The 15,181-nt window shown below is 74.5% G+C and carries 17 protein-coding genes and 1 pseudogene; 10 read left to right on the forward strand and 8 right to left on the reverse strand.

The genetic code is table 11. From position 1 onward, the window contains the following. Positions 1-107: 107 nt before the first annotated feature. Together ACIP5W_RS06845 and ACIP5W_RS06850 are read left to right on the forward strand one after the other, a co-directional pair. Positions 108-1,328 carry a PP2C family protein-serine/threonine phosphatase gene (locus tag ACIP5W_RS06845; protein ID WP_401467738.1) on the forward strand — a complete coding sequence of 407 codons (1,221 nt, stop codon included), beginning with the start codon at positions 108-110 and terminating at the stop codon, positions 1,326-1,328. A gap of 61 nt (positions 1,329-1,389) precedes the next feature. Then, on the forward strand, positions 1,390-2,655 hold the full coding sequence (locus tag ACIP5W_RS06850) for a hypothetical protein (protein WP_401467741.1): 1,266 nt from the start codon (positions 1,390-1,392) through the stop codon (positions 2,653-2,655). Between the two features lie 277 nt (positions 2,656-2,932). On the opposite strand, the gene ACIP5W_RS06855 is transcribed toward ACIP5W_RS06850, so the two are convergent. Continuing rightward, positions 2,933-3,103 carry a hypothetical protein gene (locus ACIP5W_RS06855; protein ID WP_401467744.1) on the reverse strand — a complete coding sequence of 57 codons (171 nt, stop codon included), beginning with the start codon at positions 3,101-3,103 and terminating at the stop codon, positions 2,933-2,935. A gap of 177 nt (positions 3,104-3,280) precedes the next feature. On the opposite strand from ACIP5W_RS06855, the gene ACIP5W_RS06860 reads away from it, so the two are divergent. Next, complete coding sequence (locus tag ACIP5W_RS06860) at positions 3,281-4,624, forward strand: helix-turn-helix domain-containing protein (RefSeq protein ID WP_401467747.1); 1,344 nt, start codon at positions 3,281-3,283, stop codon at positions 4,622-4,624. Between the two features lie 342 nt (positions 4,625-4,966). After that, complete coding sequence (locus tag ACIP5W_RS06865) at positions 4,967-5,686, forward strand: GAF and ANTAR domain-containing protein (RefSeq protein WP_401467750.1); 720 nt, start codon at positions 4,967-4,969, stop codon at positions 5,684-5,686. A gap of 29 nt (positions 5,687-5,715) precedes the next feature. On the opposite strand, the gene ACIP5W_RS06870 is transcribed toward ACIP5W_RS06865, so the two are convergent. Then, the gene (locus tag ACIP5W_RS06870; protein WP_401467752.1) at positions 5,716-6,486 is read right to left on the reverse strand and encodes a hypothetical protein; all 771 of its coding nucleotides are present in this window, start codon (positions 6,484-6,486) and stop codon (positions 5,716-5,718) included. Positions 6,487-6,754: 268 nt separating this feature from the next. Here ACIP5W_RS06870 and ACIP5W_RS06875 point away from each other — a divergent pair, with 268 nt between their 5' ends. The 3 genes from ACIP5W_RS06875 to ACIP5W_RS06885 all read left to right on the forward strand — a co-directional run bounded on the left by ACIP5W_RS06875 (position 6,755) and on the right by ACIP5W_RS06885 (position 8,232). Then, a complete protein-coding gene (locus ACIP5W_RS06875; RefSeq protein ID WP_401467755.1) occupies positions 6,755-6,916 on the forward strand; it encodes a hypothetical protein in 162 nt (53 codons plus the stop codon). 49 nt (positions 6,917-6,965) lie between these two features. After that, positions 6,966-7,928: a nucleoside hydrolase gene (locus ACIP5W_RS06880; RefSeq protein WP_401467758.1), complete on the forward strand. Its 963-nt coding sequence runs from the start codon at positions 6,966-6,968 to the stop codon at positions 7,926-7,928. A gap of 97 nt (positions 7,929-8,025) precedes the next feature. Further along, entirely contained in the window at positions 8,026-8,232 is a 207-nt protein-coding gene (locus tag ACIP5W_RS06885; RefSeq protein WP_401467761.1) for a hypothetical protein, read from the forward strand. Between the two features lie 148 nt (positions 8,233-8,380). Here ACIP5W_RS06885 and ACIP5W_RS06890 read toward each other — a convergent pair whose 3' ends face one another. Beyond that, entirely contained in the window at positions 8,381-9,343 is a 963-nt protein-coding gene (locus ACIP5W_RS06890; protein WP_401467764.1) for an LAETG motif-containing sortase-dependent surface protein, read from the reverse strand. A gap of 292 nt (positions 9,344-9,635) precedes the next feature. Here ACIP5W_RS06890 and ACIP5W_RS06895 point away from each other — a divergent pair, with 292 nt between their 5' ends. Next, complete coding sequence (locus ACIP5W_RS06895; protein ID WP_401468020.1) at positions 9,636-11,312, forward strand: glycoside hydrolase family 13 protein; 1,677 nt, start codon at positions 9,636-9,638, stop codon at positions 11,310-11,312. 23 nt (positions 11,313-11,335) lie between these two features. Here ACIP5W_RS06895 and ACIP5W_RS06900 read toward each other — a convergent pair whose 3' ends face one another. Beyond that, positions 11,336-12,091, reverse strand: coding sequence for a DUF4142 domain-containing protein (locus ACIP5W_RS06900; protein WP_401467767.1), 756 nt, complete (start codon positions 12,089-12,091; stop codon positions 11,336-11,338). Positions 12,092-12,256: 165 nt separating this feature from the next. Here ACIP5W_RS06900 and ACIP5W_RS06905 point away from each other — a divergent pair, with 165 nt between their 5' ends. Then, a complete protein-coding gene (locus ACIP5W_RS06905; protein WP_401467770.1) occupies positions 12,257-13,051 on the forward strand; it encodes an MOSC domain-containing protein in 795 nt (264 codons plus the stop codon). Here the strand turns inward: ACIP5W_RS06905 and ACIP5W_RS06910 are convergent. Then, positions 13,048-13,236: a DUF397 domain-containing protein gene (locus tag ACIP5W_RS06910; protein ID WP_401467773.1), complete on the reverse strand. Its 189-nt coding sequence runs from the start codon at positions 13,234-13,236 to the stop codon at positions 13,048-13,050. The genes ACIP5W_RS06905 and ACIP5W_RS06910 overlap by 4 nt on opposite strands. 8 nt (positions 13,237-13,244) lie before the next feature. Then, positions 13,245-13,586: pseudogene (locus tag ACIP5W_RS06915) on the reverse strand (Scr1 family TA system antitoxin-like transcriptional regulator); the annotation flags it as partial. A gap of 25 nt (positions 13,587-13,611) precedes the next feature. Between ACIP5W_RS06915 and ACIP5W_RS06920 the strand changes: the two are divergent. After that, the gene (locus ACIP5W_RS06920) at positions 13,612-13,863 is read left to right on the forward strand and encodes a hypothetical protein (RefSeq protein WP_401467776.1); all 252 of its coding nucleotides are present in this window, start codon (positions 13,612-13,614) and stop codon (positions 13,861-13,863) included. A 100-nt stretch (positions 13,864-13,963) separates the two neighbouring features. On the opposite strand, the gene ACIP5W_RS06925 is transcribed toward ACIP5W_RS06920, so the two are convergent. Together ACIP5W_RS06925 and ACIP5W_RS06930 are read right to left on the reverse strand one after the other, a co-directional pair. Further along, on the reverse strand, positions 13,964-14,437 hold the full coding sequence (locus tag ACIP5W_RS06925) for a carboxymuconolactone decarboxylase family protein (protein ID WP_401467779.1): 474 nt from the start codon (positions 14,435-14,437) through the stop codon (positions 13,964-13,966). Between the two features lie 140 nt (positions 14,438-14,577). After that, positions 14,578-15,108, reverse strand: coding sequence for a hypothetical protein (locus ACIP5W_RS06930; protein WP_401467782.1), 531 nt, complete (start codon positions 15,106-15,108; stop codon positions 14,578-14,580). Between the last annotated feature and the right edge of the window lie 73 nt (positions 15,109-15,181).

Consider the following 15,181-nt stretch of genomic DNA (forward strand, 5'->3'; position numbering starts at 1 on the left):
GCTTCCAGGGCACACCTGGGCGGGGGCGGCGGCAAGTCGGTGGGAGGCGCCTGCCGCGCGGTGCGGGCCGGGATGCGGCGCCTGCGCGGGCGTGTTTCGCTGAGGCGGTGAGCGACCGAGGGGGCCGGGGGCTGCTCGCCCGCCACCCGCGCGCCGGGCGCCGGGACGTGCTGGAGCGGCAGAAGCTGCTGCAGTTCCGCGGTCACAGCGTCACCTGGCTGGTGCCGCTGCTGACGCTGGTCACCATCGCCGTCGTCGACCTGACCACCGGCGGGGAGTTCCGCATCGTCTCCTGGTGCGTGTTCGTCGCCGCGCTGGCCGCCGTCCTGTGCGGGGTGCGGACGACGGCCCTCTTCGCCGTACTGGCGCTCGTCACCTACGTCGGCGCGGACTCCGCCTGGCCGTCCCAGTACCGGCAGGGCTCGGCCGACTTCGTCCTCGTCCTGGTCGGCGGGGCCCTCTCCGTCCTGGCCGCCGCGCTCCGGGTGCGCGGCGAGCGGCGGATGCTGCACATGCGGCACATCGCCGAGACCACCCGCCGTACGGTGCTGCGGCCGATGCCGCCCGGCTGGGGCGGCCTCGACCATGCCGCGGTCTACCTCGCCGCCGACGCCGACGCGCGCATGGGCGGCGACTTCTACGACATCCAGCCCGGACCGCACGGCACCCGCGTCCTCCTCGGCGACGTCCAGGGCAAGGGGCTGGGCGCGGTGGAGGCGGCGGCGGCCCTCCTCGGCACCTTCCGGGAGGCCGCCTACCACGAGGCGGACCTGGCGACGGTCGCCGACCGGCTGGAGACCCGGATGCGGCGCCACCGCGCCCGCACCGTCGCCCTCGGCCGCTCCGACGGGGACCGGTTCGCCACGGCCGTCCTGCTGGACTTCCCCGAGGGGGAGCACGGGGTGGTCGACGTCGTCGTGTTCGGTCACGAGGCGCCGCTCGCCGTCGGTCGCGGCGGGGTGCGGCCACTGCCGCACGGCGGCGGGCTCCCCCTCGGACTCGCCGAACTCACCCGCGGCGGCCCTCCGCCGGTGCTGCGCGCCGCCGTCGCCCCCGAGGAGACGCTGCTGCTCGTCACCGACGGCGTCACCGAGGCGCGGGACCGCGCCGGCGCCTTCTACCCGCTCGCCGACGACGTCGCCGACGGCGTCGCCCGCGATCCGCGCACCGCCGCCCCCGGCCGCCTGGTCGCCTACGTCCGCGACCGCACGCTGCGGCACTGCGGCGGCCGCCTCATCGACGACACGACGGTCTTCGCGGTACGGCCGCGGGGTGCGGGCAGCACGGACGCAGACGAAGGCCCCGTAGGGGGACGTTTGCAGACCTGAGGCCCCCGTTTGCACCCGCAGCGGTTACGGTGCTGACGTACGTGATCGAGGGGGAGGGACCATGCCCGGAACCGTGCTGCTGCTCGCGGCCTCACCCGTGGGCAAGGGGTGTCTGGTGGACGCGGCGTCCGTGCTCCCCGTGCTCGCGGCCGTGCCGCCCGCCGTCCTGGCCGGCACCGACACGGCGAACGTCGTCGAACTCGCCGATCCGCTGGAGCCGCAGGCCGTGCTGACCCGGCTGCGGGCCGCCGCGGCGGCGCCCGGACCGCTGACCGTGTTCGTCACCGGGCAGCTCCAGCTCGACCGCAAGCAGCGGCTGCCGCATCTGGCGCTGGCCCGTACGACGCCGTCGACCGTGCGCTACACCGGCTTCCCCTGGCACTGGTTCCGTGAGGAGCTGCGGTTGCGGGCGGCCGGGACGACGACACTGCTGCTCGACCTGCACGCGGACGCCGAGACCTGGGGATGGCTGCGGGGGCGGGGGCTGGAGTGCGGGGCGGGGGTCGCCGTGTACGGGAGGGTCGCGCCTCCGGCGGGGCGGCGGAGGGTGGCCGCGCCCACGTACATGAAGGCGATCGCCACCGTGCTGCGGAGCGGGGGGCGGCCGGGGGCGGAGCAGCTGCACCAGACGGCGTTGGCGCGGATCGCGGGAGAGGGGGAGGTGGGGGACCTGGTGCTGTCGGGTGCGGGTGCGGGTGCGGGTGCGGGGCCGGGGCCGGGTGCGGCTCCCGTGCCGGGTGCGGGGGTGGGTGTCCCAGGTGGGGTCGCCCCCGCCGCCCCTTCCCTCCCCCACGCTCGGCTCCGCTCGAGCGCAGGGACCCCCGTCGTCCCCGGGAGCGGCGCCCCCGGATCGCCGCCGCCGGGCCCGGACGGTCCTCGTCCTCTAACGCCGGACGGGCCGGCGGACGACCCTCACGCCCGTATCACGGCGGCCGTCCAGGCCGGTGACCATCCCGCCGCCGACGCTCTCGCCGCCCGCCTGGAGCAGGCCGCGCTCGTCGCGCACGGGGCCGGGGCGGAGGAGGTGTTGCACTGGTCCGAGGTGCGGGCGGATCTGGCGATGTTCGCGGGGGACGCCGAGCGCAGCTGCCGTACCTGGATGGCGGTCGCGGCGGCGCGGCTGGCCGCGGGGCAGCCCGCCGACGCGGCGCCGGTCGAGGCGGCCGTGGACCGGGCCCACCACCAGTGGGGGCGCATCACGGACCGGAACCGGGCCCGCGACCTCGGCCCGGAGCTCGCGGAGCTGCGCGGCCGGGTGCCGGGCCGCCGGGAGGGCGCCCTGGACCACGTCCGCGAGCAGCTCCGCCAGCTCCAGACGCAGGGGTAGGGCCGGTCCGGCGGTGCGAAGTCGCAGGAGGGCGTCGGCGCGATGGGGTCCCGTCCCCGACCCCGCCCCCGACCCCGCCCCCGTCTCCACCCCGCGCAGCCGAGTGCGGGGGAGTCGGCAACCGACGGCACCGCGGCCGAGGGCCCCTCGGAGGGCCGCGTCTCCGGCACGATCCGCCGGACAGCCCCGGTCCGCCCCGTCCCGCCCCTTCTCGCCTTCGGACGTCGGGTCCCGCATGCCTCCGGGCGCCGGGGCCACCCGTCCGTGCCCGCGGCCCCTACTTGCCGGCGCGCTCCACGCCGGTCGACAGCTGGGGGGCGTCCGTGGTGCGGGCCGGGACCGCGTTGGCGGCGGTGACGAGGGCCGCCACGGCTATGACGGCCGCCGCGACGGCTCTGGCGTATCGCCATGAGGGGCGCCCGTAGGGTGCGGATGTGCGTTCCTGCACGGCAACCTCGCAACGTCGTCGGCGGCTGAGGGCGAAAAGCGGCGGTGGACAAAAAGCGGGAACGGCAGCGGCCGTCACGTCAACCGTGTATTAAGCATGCTTAACACGCCGTTTAACCTAGGGGCTGCGCAAGCCGAACGGCAAGAGGGTCAGGGGTAGTTGAGGGTGATTCGGGCCGTGGGTGAGCGGGACGAACCGGAGGTCATCGGACGCCGGGTGCAGCGACTGCGGGTCGAACAGGGGCTCACTCAGCGCCAGTTGGCCGAGCCGACCTACACCCCCGCCTATGTCTCGACGCTGGAGGCCGGCCGGGTGCGGCCCTCCGACGAGGCGCTCAGGCACATCGCGGAGCGGCTCGGCGTCGACTTCGAGGAGCTGGCCACCGGCCGCTCCGCCCGGCTCGTCACCGGTCTGCGGCTGCGGCTCACCGAGGCCCAGCGCGCCCTGGCCACCGGGGAGGCGGAGCAGGCGGCACGGCAGTTCGCGGAGCTGCTCGCGGAGGCCGAGGAGCACGGCCTCGTCGAGGAGCAGGCCACCGCCCTGCTGGGGCTCGGGGAGTGCGGGATCGACACCGGCGAACTGGAGGCGGCCCGCGGGCACTTCGAGAGGGCCGAGCAGTGCCTGGCGCACGCGCCGCTCCCGGCCCGCGTCCCCGCCCTGCGCGGCCGGGCCGTCGCCCACTACCTGGCGGGTGAACTCCGCTACGCCGTCTACCTGCTGGAGTCCACCCTCGACGAGCTGAACCGCGGCGGCCTGCACGACCCCGACGCGCTGCTGCTGCTCTACGCCTCCGTCATCGGCCCCTACATGGACATGGGCGCCCAGGCCCGCGCCGCCCAGGCCGCCGAGTTCGCCCTGGCACTCGCGCCGCAGGCCGGCGATCCCGCCCTCGTCGCCCGGATGCACCGCTCGGTGGCCCGCACCCTCCTCGCCGAGGGCCGTCTCGCCGAGGCCGACGCCTCCCTGGCCAAGGCGGCCGAGCTGTACCGTCAGCTCCAGCTGCGCACCGAACTCGCCAACTGCCACTGGATGCGCGGCTACGTCTACGCCCAGAACAACCAACTGGAGCGGGCGGAGGACGAGTTGAAGCAGGCGCAGGCCATGCTCTCGGCCCAGCGCGCCGCCCTCTACATCAGCCAGGTCGCCGTCGAGCTGGCCGACGTGCTGCACCGCCGCGGGAAGTCCGAGGAGGCCGCCGCCCTGCTGCACGGGGTGCTCGGCGACCTGTCCTCGGAGCGCGGCGCCGTGCACGCGGCCGGTGCGCACCGTCTGCTCGGCATCATCGCCGAGGACGCCCGCGACACCGACGCCGCCGAGGAGCACTACGTCCGCGCCCTGAGCCTGCTGGAACGCGCGGGCGCCGCCGGTGACCTCGCCGACCTGTGCCGTCTCCTCGGCGACCTGCTGCGCCGTACCGGCCGGGTGGAGGCCGCCCTGGACGCCTACCGCACGGGCCTCGGCCACCGTACGGCCCCCGGCACGACGACCCTGGGGCCGGCACCGGCCCAGCCGCCGCTGTAGCGGGCCCCGCGGCGGGCCCTTCACTCGCCGTCGCCTGCCGCGCGGCCGACGCCACCACCGGCAAGGCCGAGGTCCGCGGTGCGGACGCGCTGCCCGCCGACACGTGGGTCACCGTCACCGGCGGGCAGCGCGTCCGGCGTCCGGCGTCCGACGTCCCGAGGGCGCCCTCGGCTCCGAGGCGGCCTGGCCACCGGCCCCCGACGCGGTGACGGTCACGCGGGTGCGGCAGCCCGCGGACCCGTACGAGAAGGCCTGAGGCGGTCCGGTTTCCGGCGCCGGTGAGGGCGGTACCCGGCGGACTGCGAGGAGTCCTGAGCCGAACCGCGGGCGGAGGTGATCGCCGTGCCGGAGGACCGCGACCGGGAACGGGTCGCCGAGGTGATCGCCCAGGAGGTGGACGGCGCCGAACCCCGGGACGTGCCGGAGCGGCTGTGCGCCGCGGCGGTACGGCTGCTGCCGGTGATCGGCGCGAGCGTGTCACTGCGCGGCGAGGGGATGCCCGTACCCGTGAGCGCGAGCAGTGAGCGGGCCGCGCACCTGATGGAGGTGCAGGCCACGCTGGGCGACGGCCCCTGCCTGTGGGCGGCGGAGACCGGCGTGCCGGTGTTCGCCGCCGACCTCACGGCGGGCCGGGACGCCTCGCGCTGGCCGGTCTTCGCGCAGCAGGCGGCGGCCGCCGGGGTCCGGGCGGTGTACGCGCTGCCCCTGGGCGACCCCGCGGTGTGCGTGGGCACCCTGGACCTCTACCGGGACGTCCCCGGCGAGCTGGCCGCCGACGAGGTCCGTACGGCGCGGCTGGTGGCGGACGTGCTGACGGTGGCCCTCATGGCCCTGCCCCACGACGAGGACGCCGGCCGGTACGGCGACGGCGTCTGGCTGAGCCCCCTGGCCACCGGCCACGACGGCGTGCACCAGGCGGTCGGCATGGTCATGGCCCAGCGGGGGGTCCACCCCGACGAGGCCCTCGCCCTCCTGCGGGCCCACGCCTTCGCGGAGGGCCGCACGGTCATGGACGTGGCCCGGGAGGTCGTGGCCGGCACGGCCCGCTTCGACCCGGACTGAGGCGGGGCCGGTCGGTCCCGGCCCGCACCTCACACCTGCACCCGCCCCTGCTTCCGCACCTCCGTGAGTCGTTGCACGCCCAGCTGGACGGCGGCCTGGGTCGCCTCGTTGGGGACGTCGGTGAGGCCGCCGTTGGTGAGGGCGAAGGTGTCCTGGCCGGTGCGGACGGCGGCGACGTCGAGGGCGAGCGCGACGGGGTCGCCGTCGGTGTCCCAGTCGGTGAGGGTGACGCGCAGGCCCTGGCGGACGTCACCCACCTCGGGCAGCGGCTGCTCGGTGACGGTGGCGTCGAGGACCGTGCCGTCCGGTGCCTTGGCGGTGAAACGGGCGCACTTCTGCGGCAGGGTCTTCAGCCAGGCGAGGGTGCGGTCCACGTCGGCGGGCCGTCGGCCGGCGACCTGGTAGCGGAGCTGGGCGCCGGTGTCGGCGTCGTCGAGGGCGACGACCGCGCGGGGCGGGGCGCCGAGCAGTTCGTCGCTGTAGAGGCCGTCGAGGAGTTTCTGGCAGTCGGCGGTGGGGGTGGTGGCCTTGAGCATGCCGTCCCGCCAGGTGGCGGCGCCGCGCGTCGCGGTCCAGGGCTCGCCGAGGTCGGTGCCCGTGATGAGCGCGGCGCGCGCCTGCGCGTCGGTGAGGACGGGTGAGGCGGCCGGCGCGCTGGGCCGGGCCGGGGCGGACTTCTCGACGGTGGGCACGGCGGGCCGGGCGGTCGGCGGGTGCTCCAGTCCGAGGGTGGCGCAGGAGGTGACGGTGACCAGAGCGGTGACGGCGAGGGCGGAGGCGAGGAGGGTGCGGCGGGTCATCGGGGGTGCCTCCTGGAGTGGCCGGTGCGCACCGGATCGGGTTCCGCGGAGCGGCCGCACGGGGCCCGAGGGCGTCCGTCCCGGCACCGCGGGGGTGCTCCCTCCCACGCCACCACCGCCACCGCCGGCCGACCAGCGCGGCGGTCCGTCCGGGTTAACCACCGGGCTCGCCGGCCCCGCCCGGCCGCCGTCCCCGACGACGCGCACGTCTTCCGCGCCCCGGAGCGGGCCGCGGCGCAGGCCCGCGCGGCTGGTGCCGTACCAGGCGGTGACCGGGGAGCGGGAGGCCGACGGCGGGCCGGTGGCCGTACGGCTGCGGGGCGGGAGGCGTCCGGGGGCGGTGCCGGTGGCGGTGCCGGTGGCGGAGCTGCCGGACCGGGTCGCCGCCCGCGTCGCGGATCGCGGGGCCGAACTGTGGCCCGCTGCGTAAGATCGACGGACATAACCGCCCCGCACCCAGCACGCAGAGGAGCGTCGCCGTGACCGGTCGGCCCATTCCGGTGATCATCGACTGCGACACCGGGGTCGACGACGCCCTGGCCCTGCTGTTCGCCGTACGGCATCCGGGGCTGGACGTGCGGGCGATCACCTGCGTGGCGGGGAACACCGACGTGGACGGCGTCGTCCGCAACACCCTGACCGTGCTGGAGCAGGCCGGGGCCGGGGACATCCCGGTCGCGCGGGGTGCCGAGCGCCCGCTGATCGAGCCGGTGCGCACGGCACGGCACGTGCACGGGGCGGACGGGATGGGCGACCTCGGGCTGCCCGCGCCCACCCGCCGTCCGGTCGACGTGGACGCGGTGACGCTGCTGCGCCGCGAGATCCTCGCCTCGCCGAGGCCGGTGACCCTCGTCCCCACCGCGCCCCTGACGAACATCGCCCTGCTGCTGCGCACGCACCCCGAGGTGGTGGGCAACATCGAGCGGATCGTGTTCATGGGCGGCGCGGTCGCGGCCGGCAACGCGACGGCGGTCGCGGAGTTCAACGTGTGGCACGACCCGGAGGCGGCCGCGATCCTGCTCACGGCCGGGGTCCCGATCACGATGTACGGCCTGGACGTCTTCAAGAGGGTCCTGGTGCCGGCCGCCGACGTCCAGCGGCTGCGGGCGAGTTCGGAGCCCCGCCTGCGCATGGCGGGCGAACTCCTCGCCCACCGCGACCCGGCGGCCTCGGGCGACCCCACCCCCACGGGCGGCCTCGGTGACGCGGGCGCGGTCTGCGCGGTCGTCGATCCCGGCGGCCTGACGACCGAACCGCTCCCGGTGGAGGTGAGCCTGGCCCCGGGCCCCACCCGGGGTCAGACCGTCGTCGACCGCCGTCCCCACCACGGCGAGTCCGAGATCCACCACGGCCCCCGCGAGCAGGCCCTGGTGGACGTGGGGCTGGGGGTGGACGCGGAGCGGTACGTGAGGCTGTGGCTGACGGTCGTCGAGGGGGCTTAGCGGTGTACCGACCTTCCTCGTGCCGAGGAGGGGAGCGAACAGGCCGAGGACTCCTTAGGACCACACTCCTTAGGGGTGTGGTCCTAAGGAGACGGTCATGGGTCTCGGCCACCTGGAGCGGCTCCGCCGAGCGAAGGACGTCCTGACGGAACGAGGCATGGACACCACGCGATGTGGGCTGGCCTGTTTCAGCGCCGCGGGATTCAGCGACGCACTGAAGGCCGAAGCGGAGCGAGGTCATGTCCTGCTGATCGGACTTGACGAACTCTGCGGTCGTGCGACGCCGACGGTCGTGCTGCCCTGATGGGCGGGGCGAAGCTCAGGAAGCCTCGTGCGAGACCCGCGCCGGTCGACGGGCAGCGGGAGGGAAAGCCGACCGCCCCGCGCCGCAGGGGCGTCGGGACGGTCGGCTCGCGCGATCGCTGATCACTCGTCGCTGCTCGCGGCAGGGCTCAGGCCTGGCTGCCCCTGCGGCGGCGGGTCGCCACGACGATCGCCGCGCCGCCCAGGAGCAGGGCCGCCGCGCCGCCCGCGATGACGGGGGTGTTGCCGTCGGCGCCGGTTTCGGCGAGGTCGCCGCCACCGCCGTTCGGGGTGGGTGCCGCGGCCGGGGTGGACTCCGAGGCGGAGGGGGCCGGGGCGGAGGCCGACGGGGTCGACGCGGGGGTGGTCTGCGGCGGCGCCTGCGTGGACGGGGAGGCGGGGGGCTCCTCGGCCGGCGGCTGCTCGGCGGGGGGCTCCTCGGCGGGCGGCTGCTCGGCCGGGGGCTGTTCGGCGGGCGGCTCCTCGGACGGGGCGCAGTACTTCGTGCCGCCGTTCCAGGCCGCGATCAGCTTGTCCTTGATGACCGGGCGGTCCGGGCCCTTGGGCAGGTCGCCGTGGTCGAAGCCGTCCTTGGCGTCGAGCCTGCCGTCGAACTTCACGGCGCCCCGGTAGAGGTCGACCTGCGCGTAGCAGCCCGCGTCGGGCACGGCGATGTCGAGGGTGCCGGTCGCGCCGGGCTGGAGCGTCACGGTGTCGAAGTCGACGAAGACCTGCTCGCCCGAGGTCCGGAAGTCCGGGCCGTGGGCCAGGTAGGAGGCGAGCGAGGCGGTGCAGGTGGTGGCCTTGTCGGCGGCCCGCACGGTGAGGTGGACCTTGCCGTCGCCGGTCGGCTTCAGGTTCTGGTCGTCGACCTTGACGGAGTCGTAGAAGTGCGTGCCGTCGAGCGAGAACTGGCAGCGGTCGGTCTCCGTCTCGGTGCCCGCCCCGGTGCCCGGCTGGTACTGGCCGCCGGACTTCCAGCCGTCGCCGCCGGGGGTTCCGGTGCCGGCCCAGGCTCCGGAGGCGGCGGCGACGGACGCGGTGCACAGGGCGAGTGACGCGGCGCCCGTCCCCAGCAGGCGGCGTACGGAAACACGTCTCGCTATGGACATGCGATTCCCATCTTGGCGAGTGCGATCGCCCATCACGGCGGCGTCGCGGCACGGCGATGCCCGGGTGATGGCGCGGTTCAGGAATTCGGAAGAAACACCGGGCCCATCGGTCACATGCGCCACGGCGTGCGCTCATCGTGGTTCGCGAGGCGGATGCCTGTCAACCTGCGTCAGAACCAGGGCAGTTCAAGATTCCGTCACATCTCCCCCACGTACGGAATGATCCATTCCGCAAGGTGCGGACGTTCGCCTTCCCGGCAAAGTGGACAGGCTTGTGTGCGTGACCGACTTCGTGCCCGCACCCGGGACAGACCAGCCACCCGCCCCCGACTTCTCCGCCCGTGACCCCCACTGGTGGCGCCAGGCCGTCGTCTACCAGGTCTATCCGCGCAGCTTCGCCGACGCCGACGGCGACGGCCTCGGTGACCTGAGGGGGATCACCGGGCGCCTTGCGCACCTCGGCGCGCTCGGCGTCGACGCGCTCTGGCTCAGCCCGTTCTACCCGTCCGAACTGGCCGACGGCGGCTATGACGTCATCGACCCCCGTGACGTCGACCCGCGCCTGGGCACCCTGGCCGACTTCGACGCGCTGGTCGCCGAGGCCCACCGCCTCGGGCTGAAGGTGATCGTCGACATCGTCCCCAACCACACCTCGCACCGGCACGTCTGGTTCCGGGAGGCGCTGGCCGCCGGCCCCGGCTCCCCGGCCCGCGACCGCTACGTCTTCCGCGACGGGCGCGGCGCGCACGGCGAACTCCCGCCCACCGACTGGCAGTCGGTGTTCGGCGGCAGCGCCTGGCAGCGCGTCCCGGACGGCCAGTGGTACCTGCACCTCTTCGCCCGCGAGCAGCCCGACCTCAACTGGGACCACGACGAGATCCGCGAGGACTTCCGCACCACCCTGCGCTTCTGGTCGGACCGGGGCGTCGACGGCTTCCGCGTGGACGTGGCCCACGCCCTGGCCAAGGACCTGACCGAGCCGCTGCGCGACCTCGGCGCCGCGGGAGCGGGCGCCGAGGACGTGCTCGCCACCCTCACCCCCGGCAGCCACCCCTTCTACGACCGCGACGAGGTCCACGACATCTACCGCGACTGGCGCCGCGTCCTGGACTCCTACTCCCCGCCCCGCACGGCCGTCGCCGAGGCCTGGGTGCCGGGCACCCGCCGCGCGCTGTACGCCCGCCCCGACGAACTGAACCAGGCCTTCAACTTCGAGTACCTGCAGGCCCCCTGGGACGCCGCGGCGATCCGCGAGGTCATCACGTCCTCGCTCGCCACGGCCCGCACGGTCGGCGCCTCCGCGACCTGGGTGCTCTCCAACCACGACGTCGTCCGCCACGCCTCGCGCCTGATGCTCCCGCCGGGCACGGACGAGAACGCCTGGCTGCTGTCCGGCGGCCGCGCCCCGCACGTCGACGAGGAGGCCGGCCGGCGCCGCGCCCGCGCGGCCACGCTGCTGATGCTGGCACTGCCGGGATCGTCGTACGTCTACCAGGGGGAGGAACTCGGCCTGCCCGAGGTCGCCGACCTGCCTGTGGAGGTCCTCCAGGACCCGCTGTGGGAGCAGACGGGCCGGGTCCGCAAGGGCCGCGACGGCTGCCGGGTGCCGCTGCCGTGGACGACCACGGGCCCGTCGTACGGTTTCGGCGCGGGCGGTGCGTGGCTGCCGCAGCCGGAGTCCTTCGCGCGGTACGCCGTCCAGGCCCAGGACGGCACGGACGGCTCGACCCTGGAGCTGTACCGCACCGCCCTGCGCCTGCGCCGCAAACTGTTGGACGGCGAGGACCTCACCTGGGCGGAGGGCACCCCGCCCGGTGTGCTGGCCTTCGCCCGCTCGGACGGCTGGCGGTGCGTCACCAACCTGTCGGACGCGCCGGTGCCGTGCCCGCCGGGCGAGGTGCTGCTGAGCAGCGCCCCGCCGGCCGCGGACGGCCGGATCGGCCCGGACACCACGGTGTGGCTGGCGTAGCGGACGCCTGAGGCCGGCCGGTCTCACCCCGTCGGTGTGGGGGCGGGCGCCGGAGCGACCCCGGCTCCCGCCGCCGCGGCGTCGATGTCCACGGGTACGGCCGTGGCGGTGGGCGGCGGGGTGAGGACGACCATCGGCTGGCCCGCGGGCGGTGGCGGCGGGGTCAGGTCCGACGAGGGGAGCTTCGGCGGGGTGGTCTGCTGGAAGAGGGTCTGCTCGAAGTCGACCAGACCGGTCTTCTCCATCACCGTGATGTGGTCCAGGACGGTGTCGTTGGCCTGGTCGGCCAGCGCCCGGATGAGGGTGTTCTTGGTGGTGGAACGGACCTTCGCGATGGTGTTGAAGATCGAACCGTGCGTCATGCGCAGGATGTTCGCGAAGTCGGTGTCGAAGTCCTTGCCCGTTTTCGCGTTGATCTGGTTGACGAACGCCACCTGCTGTGGACTGGCGACGTTGGGCAGGGTGATGTTCAGCATCGGCGCCATCTTGCGGCAGGTCGTGTCCAGGGCGGCGTGACCGTCGATCAGGTGCTCGCTGGCCGTCTTGACCGCCGGGCTCTGCCCCTTCTGCAGCCCGATCACCCCGAGGGGGTACTCCCAGAGCCCGGCCGCCCGCACCTTGACCACGAAGTCCCGGTCGCCCTCCGTCAGGGGTCCCCACTGGGTGTTGGCGATGATCCGGTCGTTCGAGGTGGACACCGTGTCCAGCCCCAGCATCGACGGATAGGCCAGAGCCGCGAGGGTCAAGCTCAGGGCGCCGCCCACGAAGGCAGTTCCCATCGCGTTCCGCGAAAAGCGCACCGTTCCTCCTGCCTGATCGGGAACACCGCCCGTGCTCGTACGTGCCCGGCGGGGTCGAACACACAGGAGTACGGACGAACGCCCGTCAGGACTCACCGCTTCCGGCAAAACTTGTCGTGTCTGCCGACGGGGGAGGGAGCCGCAGTGCCAGGACGGGCGAAGGTCGCGGAGCTGACGTACTACCCGGTGAAGAGCTGCGCCGGGATCACGGTGGCCGCGGCGCGGATCACGCCCGTCGGGCTGCCGCACGACCGGGCGTACGTGATCACCGACGAGGCGGGCGGGCCGCGCTGGCAGGGGGGCGACCCCCGGATGGCGCTGATCACTCCCCGGCTCGTCGAGGACGGCGCCGGGCTGGCCCTGCACGCGCCGGGCCGCGGCGAACTGCGGGTGACCGGGGAGGGCGAGGAGGTCACCGAGGTGCCCGGGCAGCCGTACGGCGCCGTCGACCAGGGCGAGGAGGCGGCCGCGTGGGTGACCGGGGTCCTCGGCCGCCCGAGCCGGCTGCTGCGCGTGCGGCGGACCCCCGGCGGCACGGCGGCCGACGACAACCGCCTGCACGTGGTCTCGCGGGCGAGCCTGGACCTGCTGAACCGGCACCTGGCCGGGCGCGGCGTCGCCCCGCTCCCCATGGACCGGTTCCGCCCCAACGTCGTCGTGGACGGCTGGGACACCCCGCACACCGAGGACACCGCCGCCCGCCTCCTGATCGGCGGCGCCGAACTCGCCCTCACCGAACTGACGGTCCGCTGCGCGATCACGATGGTCGACCAGGAGACGGGCCGCAGGGCGGGCCCCGAACCCCTGCGCACGCTGGCCGACTACCGACGGGCGGAAGGGGGCGGCGGCACCGTCTTCGGGGCGTACTTCCGGGTGGTGCGGGAGGGGCAGGTGAGGGTCGGGGACGTGGTGGAGATCGCGGACGCGGGGGAGGGCTAAAGGGTTCGGGCGCGTATGGCGTCGAGGAGGTGGACGAGGGGAGCGGGGGAGGTGGTGAGGACGGTGGCGGGGGCGTCGCTCTCGCGGAGGTGGAGGGCGGTGGGGGTGGAGGCGAGTTCGAGGCAGTCGTTGCCGTCGCCCTCACCTGAGTAGGACGACTTCTGCCAGTTGTCGGGGGTGGTCATGAAGCGCCTCACAACTCCTCTGCCGGCTTGTGAATGAAGTCGCGCGATCGTTGCGGATCCATGGATGCAGCTCCCACTTTACGGAAGCGCGTTCGATAAGCGCTGAGCTGAGCTTCGGCGTCGATGAAGACAGAGCCATAAGGTGCGTCGCGTACGACTGTGTCCAGTTTGGGCAGGGGGCCACCTACGTACGTCATGGTGCTGGAGGCCCGGGAGAATCCGTCCAGATCGAATGGGATGACGCGCAGCGTGATGTGATCGGCTTCCGAAAGCTCGGCGAGGCGGGTCAGTTGAGCCAGCGAGGTGAGGCGGTCGCTGACCCTGATGCGAAGTGCCGCTTCGTGAATCAGCACCGCCCGGCAGATGTGGAGGGACATGATGGCGACGATCCAGTACTTCTGGCGGCACCCGCTCGCCGAGGAAGTGCGCGAAGAAGGCCGGGAGGAAGGCCGGCTCGAGGCGCTCGCGGAGACGACGATCAACATCCTGCGCTGGCGCGGCATCGACGTGCCCGACGACGTCCGCGCACGGGTCCAGGCCTGCACCGACCTTGCCCGGCTCACCACATGGTCCCAGCGCGCCGTTCACGCCGCCACGGCCGAGGACCTGTTCCTCGCCGCCGACTGATCCCGTTCCTGGCCCGGGTCCGGCCCGTGCCGGGCCACCGGCGGACGCCCCGTCCCCCCAGGTGTCCACCACCCGCGGGACGGGGCATCGTCCGGTCCCGTCAGCGGTACTGGCCCACCACGTAGTCCCCGGCGGGCTGCTGGGTGATCACGTTGCCGCGGTTGAAGGCGTTGATGAGGGCGATCTGGGTGACCAGGTCGGCGAGTTGGTCGTCGTCGTAGTGCTTGGCGGCGTTGGCCCACACCGCGTCGGGGACGCCGCCGGCCGCGTCGGCGATGCGGGTGCCCTCCTCCGCCAGTTCGAGGGCCGCGCGCTCGGCGTCGGTGAAGACCTTCGCCTCGCGCCAGACCGCGACCAGGTGGAGGCGCTGCGCGGTCTCCCCGGCGGCCGTGGCGTCCTTGGTGTGCATGTCGACGCAGCCCGCGCAGCCGTTGATCTGGCTGGCGCGCAGCATGACCAGTTCGCGGGTCGAGGCGGGCAGCGTCGACTCCCCGAGGGTCGTGGCGGCGGCGATGACGTGCTTCATTGCCTTGGCCGCGACCGGGCTGGCCATGATGTTCAACCGGGCTTCCATGATGGGCTCCTGTGTCGTCGTGGGTGGTGCGGTGGGTGTCCGCACCTCCTTGACCACACGGCCCTCGCAGTCCTGACACCGATGGGCAGTGACCTGCGTCACCCCGGCGGCTGAGGTCCGCTGCGACAGTGCCCCGTCCCTCAGTACCGCACCGCCCGCGCCACCCTCGCCTTCACCTCGCCCGAGAGCCGGCGGTTGCTGCGGGCCGTCGCCGTGCCGGATTTTCCGGCCGGGACGTCGGGGACGGTGACGACGACCGTGTCGAGCCACTTGCCGTCCTGGTCGGTGAAGTCGACCTGGACGGAGAAGGACCTCGTCGTGTCGTCGGTGTTGGTGGCGGTCACCTCGGCCGTGGTGCGGTCGCCGTCCGTCTTCGGGGCGCCGGCTTCTACGTCGTTCTTCACCTCGGTCCCGCCCTTGATGCCGTCGAGTTTGCGGCCCGCCTCCGCGGTCGCCGACGCGAAGGCCTCCGCGGCCCGGGAGGCGAGCGAGGACGCGGCGGCGGTCGCCTGGTCGCGGGCCGACTCCGCCGCGGACGCGGCCCGGCTGGCCACCCCCGAGGGGCTGTCCTCGTCCGAGCAGCCCGTGAGAGCGGTGAGGCCGAGCAGCGCGGCGGTGCAGGCCGCGGTGAGCGCGGCTGCCCCGGCCGGGCGGGTGCGGTGGGCGGGCATGGTGCCTCCGGCGTCGTGGGTCGGCGGGGTTGCCGTGGTCCTCCCCAGTGAAGGCCGGGCCGCCCGGCCGCGC

It is taken from the genome of Streptomyces sp. NPDC088766, assembly GCF_044750845.1.
Taxonomy (GTDB): Bacteria; Actinomycetota; Actinomycetes; order Streptomycetales; family Streptomycetaceae; genus Streptomyces.